Below are 4,916 nucleotides of genomic sequence, written 5' to 3'. Positions count from 1 at the left end.
GATTCATCGAAAGCATTCGGCATCGGTGAAAACTCTATACGAAATCAAACGAAAGAATTCGTAGACTTGCGTCAAGCCGGTTCGAGGGGCATCCGAGGAGCCGGCACACCGCACCGGGGGAGAGCTGCCCCGGCATCCAAAGCAGATGACATCGCGCTGCCCTGACGGCAGCTTCGACACACAAGATCAAAGGAACTGTTCGATGAGTCCTCGCCTGCAACCCCGTTGTTTCGCGCTGCACCCGCTGACGTTGGCCGGCCTGGTGGCCTTCACCGCCTTCGGTGCTGTCGCCCCGGCCTGGGCCCAGGAGGCCGCCAAGGCCGAGACCGACAACACGCTGGACCGCGTGGAAGTGACCGGCACCCGCGCCAGCCTGCAGAAGTCCCTTGCGCTGAAGCGCAACGCCGCCGGCGTGCAGGACAGCATCAGCGCGACCGAGCTGGGCCGCTTCCCCGACAACAACGTGGCCGACTCGCTGAGCCACATCACCGGCGTGTCCATCTCGCGCACGGCGGGTGGCGAAGGTCAGAAGGTCAGCATCCGCGGCCTGGGGCCCGAGTACACGATCACGACCTTCAATAGCCGCCTGCTGGGCACCGACAGCGCCGGCCGCTACTTTGCCTATGACGTGCTGCCGGCCGACGTCATCAGTGGCGCCGACGTCGTCAAGTCCGCGCAGGCTTCGCTCGTCGAAGGCGCCATTGGCGGCCTGGTGAACCTGCGCTCGGCCAGCCCCTTCGACCAGAAGGGCCAGCGCGGCCTGCTGCGCGTGGAGGCCGACCGCAACCAGATGAGCAGCCTGAACGGCACCAAGCTGTCGGGCACCTACAGCAACACCTTCGGCGACCAGGTGGGCGTGTTGCTCGGTGTGGTGTATGCGAAGCGCGATGTGCGCACCGACACGGCCGGCAATGATGGCGGCTGGTCGCGCAACCCGGCGCCGAACAAGCCGGAGCTTTTCTGGCCCTGGGGCAACACCTGGGGTGGCGCCATCGACCCTAACGGCAACGGGCAGCTGGACCCCGACGAGGAAGGCCTGATCGGTCCGGGCCAGTTCCGCTTCGGCACCATCATGGAGAAGAAGGAGCGCATGGCGCTCTCCGGCAAGGTCGAGTGGCGGCCCAGCAGCGACGTGAAGGTCGTCGTCGACGGCTTCAAGACGCGGCTGGACTCGCCGCAGGTCGGCTACCAGCTGTCCTTCTATCCGCTGTACGCGCCGGGCCGCTGGTCCAACATGAAGATCACCAACGGCGTGGTCACCGACTTCACGCTGGCCAACCCCGACCCGGAGATGGCGCTCAACCCCGAGCTGCTGAACAAGACCGAGTACCGCGTGGTGGACACCGCGATGTACGGTGCCAACGCGGAATGGAAGATCTCGCCCACGCTGAAAGCGACGGGTGACATCTACAAGTCCACCTCCAAGCGCCACTCCGGCGGCAACGACAGCTATGTCGTGCTGCGCATGAACCAGCCCAATGTCACGCGCATCCAGCTGACGGGGGCGGCTGTGCCCGATGTGAAGACCACTTTCACCGACGGCCGCGACCTGCAGACCGGCCTGGCGCAAGGCCTGTTCAAGGCCAGTGACTTCAACACCCACTACTTCAGCCTGGCCGGCGACAACATCGATGACAAGATCGATGGCGCCACCGGCAATCTCGAGTGGAAGCTGGACCGCTTCTACATCGACCAGCTGAAATTCGGCCTCAGCCAGACCAGCCGCAAGAAGTCGCGCGACCTCATCAACAACGCCTTCAACGCGGGCGACGGCCACTACTCGGGCGCCAACGCCATCAACGTCGGCGCGCTGGGCGGCAATGTCATCAACCAGACGTTGAGCCCGTCCGGCTTCATGGACGGCGTCAGCGGCAACTTCCCGCGCAGTTTCCTGGGCTTCGATATCAACAACTACCTGCAGGCGCTGCAGGCCTACGACGGCAAGCCCCGCCCGGGCGGCGGCACCTACGACTTCAGCAAGGCAGCACCGGCCTGGAACCCGCTGGAGAGCTACCGAGTGACGGAGAAGACGACGACGGCCTTCATGCAGGCCGATCTGTCGGGCGACGGCTGGAACGCCGACGTCGGCGTGCGCTTCGTGAAGACCAAGACGACCTCCCAGGCCTGGGACGCCAAGATTGTCGACATCATCGAGAACGGTGCGTTCAACTACACGGCCGTCTACGCGCCACCTTCCGTTCTGCAGCAGGAGTCGAGCTACAACTTCGCGCTGCCGTCGGTCAACTTCACCTGGCTGATCACCAACGATCTGCAACTGCGCCTGGGCGCAGCCAAGACCATGGCCCGCCCGTCGGTGGACAAGCTGGCGCCGACGAGCACGACGCAGAGCATCTCCTGGGGCGACTTCACGCAGGTGTTCGGCGGCAACGCCAACCTCAAGCCCTACAGCGCCCGCCAGGCCGATGTGTCGCTGGAGTGGTACTACGCCAAGGACTCGGCCCTGAACTTCGCCGTCTACCAGAAGAACATCAAGAACCAGATCACCAGCGAGTACCTGACGGGGCAGAACATCGGCGCGCCGGGCGGCCGGCTGTTCAATGTCAGCCGCCCCATCAATGGCGACAAGGCCACCGCGCGCGGTTTCGAGATCGGCCTGCAACACCTGTTCGACAACGGCTTCGGCGTGCGAGCGCAGTACACGCGCAACAAGTCGCGCAGCTGGGTGGGCGGCGAGGAGCGTGCGCTGGAAGGCATCGCGCCGGCCACGTCGTCGCTCGGCCTGCTGTACGAGAAGGGCCCGTGGAGCATGAGCGCCACGGCCGACCACACCGACGCCTTCGTCACCGCCACCAACGTGCTGGGCGCCGGCTTCAACGAGCGCGCCAAGGCCGTGACCTGGGCGACGGCCCAGATCGCCTACGAGGTCAACAAGTGGCTGCGCCTGAGCATCGAAGGCAACAACCTGACCGACGCGACGCAGGAGTACACGCTGGGCAACGACAGCGTCAAGCTGCCGCAGGGCTACTACCGTTATGGCCGTTCGTTCACCGTCGGCGCTTCGATCAAGTTCTGATGAAAGATCTCCTCCGTGTTGCCGCCCTGCTTGCCGGGGCGGCCTTTTTATCCGCACAGGCTGCAGATGGGGCCAGCTACACGATGGCCGACTACAGCCGTGTCGTGAAGATCGACACCCACCTGCATCTGCACAACCCCGCGCCGGCCTTCATGGCGGCGGCCAAGCGCCAGAAGTTCAAGGTGCTGACGATCAACGTCGACTACCCCGACTTCCCGCCGCTGGGCGATCAGCAGCGCGTGGCGATCGAGCTGCAGAAGCAGTTCCCCAAGGACGTGGCCTGGGCGGCCAGCTTCTCGGTGGACGGCTCGGACCAACCTGCATGGCTTCCCGCCACGCGCCAGCGCATCGCGGCGGCCATGAAGGCCGGCGCCGTCGGTGTGAAGGTGTGGAAGAACGTCGGCATGAGCCTGAAGGGCGCCGACGACAAGCTCGTCATGATCGACGACGCCCGCTTCGCGTCGCTGTTCGACGACTTCGCCAAACAAGGCATCCCGCTGCTCGGCCACCAGGGTGAGCCCCACAACTGCTGGCTGCCGCTGGACAAGATGACGGTCAACAATGACCGCGAATACTTCAAGGCCCACCCGCAGTACCACATGGCCCTGCACCCCGAGATGCCCAGCTGGGAAGCTCAAATGGCCGCACGCGACCGCATGGTGGCCGCGCACCCGGGGCTGAACTTCATCGGCGTTCACCTCGCGTCGCTGGAGCGCAGCGTGGACGAGCTGGCGACTTTCCTCGACCGCTTCCCCAATGCCGTGGTGGACGTGGCCGCGCGCATCGGCCAACTGCAGTACCAGAGCCAGAAGGACCGAGAGCGGGTGCGCCGCTTCTTCATCAAATACCAGGGCCGCGTCATGTACGGCAGCGACATGTCGCAGGCGCCCGACCAGGACGGCACCACGCTGGCCAAGGAAGCCGAAGGCGTGTGGCGCATGCACTGGCGCTACTTCAACACGGCGGATAGCTTCAAGGTGGCTGACCTCGATAAGCCGGTGAAGGGGCTGGCGCTGCCGCGTGAGGTCGTCGACAAGCTTTACCACCTGAACGCCGAGCGGACATTCCCCGGCGCCTGGGGCGGCAAGCGATGACGGCACGCCGGGCCTTCCTGCAATGGCTGGGCGCCGCGCCGCTGGCCACACAGTTGCCGCTCGCTCAGGCTGAGGGCAAGGGTCATGTGCGCGTGCAGGACGCTGCGCTGTCGCTGCAGTTCGACGATCAGATGCGCTGTCGCATGGTCAGCTTGCTGGGCAAGCAGCCCGCCGTGCTGACCGGCTTCGACGCGAGTGAGCATCTCGTCGTGAAGGGCAGGGCGCTGAGCCGCTTCGCGCTGCAGAAGGCTGAGCCGGCCAAGTCCACCACGCCCTTCGGCGCCGGCCAGACGCTACGCCTCGTCGGCCGCTCGGTGGAGGGCATCGAGAAGCGCGTCACCGTGACGCTTCTAGACGAGCATCCCGGCGTCGCGCTGCTGGACGTCGACTACACGAACACCGGCGACAAGCCCGTTGCCGTCGACGCCTGGGTCAACGCTGCCCACCGCTTGGCCGCCGCGCCGCGCCATGCGGGTGGGTACTGGACCTACTCCGGCGCCAGCCATGCCGACCGCCGCGACTGGGTGCAGCCTGTCAAGCGCGGCTTCGAGCAGCGCAACTTCATGGGCATGAATGCGTCGGACTACGGCGGTGGCACGCCGGTCGTCGATGTCTGGCGGCGGGATGTCGGCCTGGCCGTCGGCCATCTGGCCCTTCACCCGCAGCTCGTCGCGCTGCCCGTGAAGGCCAGCGGCGACCAGGTCGACATTTCTCTGCGCGGCGACGCACCGCAGACGTTGGCGCCCGGCGCCACGCTCACCACGCCGCCCAGCTTCATCGCCGTGCAC

General features: G+C 65.9%; 2 protein-coding genes and 1 pseudogene. All 3 read left to right on the top strand.

From position 1 onward, the window contains the following. The first annotated feature begins 202 nt into the window (after positions 1 to 202). A complete protein-coding gene (locus tag ACXJKR_RS24265) occupies positions 203 to 3,034 on the top strand; it encodes a TonB-dependent receptor (protein ID WP_457324990.1) in 2,832 nt (943 codons plus the stop codon). Then, on the top strand, positions 3,034 to 4,128 hold the full coding sequence (locus ACXJKR_RS24260; RefSeq protein WP_457324989.1) for an amidohydrolase family protein: 1,095 nt from the start codon (positions 3,034 to 3,036) through the stop codon (positions 4,126 to 4,128). The genes ACXJKR_RS24265 and ACXJKR_RS24260 overlap by 1 nt, the downstream gene beginning before the upstream one ends. Beyond that, a pseudogene (locus ACXJKR_RS24255) lies at positions 4,125 to 4,916 on the top strand (alpha-galactosidase); the annotation flags it as partial. The gene ACXJKR_RS24260 and the pseudogene ACXJKR_RS24255, both read left to right, overlap by 4 nt.

The sequence above is a fragment of the Roseateles sp. P5_E11 genome (assembly GCF_054049355.1).
The sequence above is the reverse complement of the archived record's forward strand: the minus strand, read 5'-3'. Positions and strand labels throughout refer to the sequence as shown.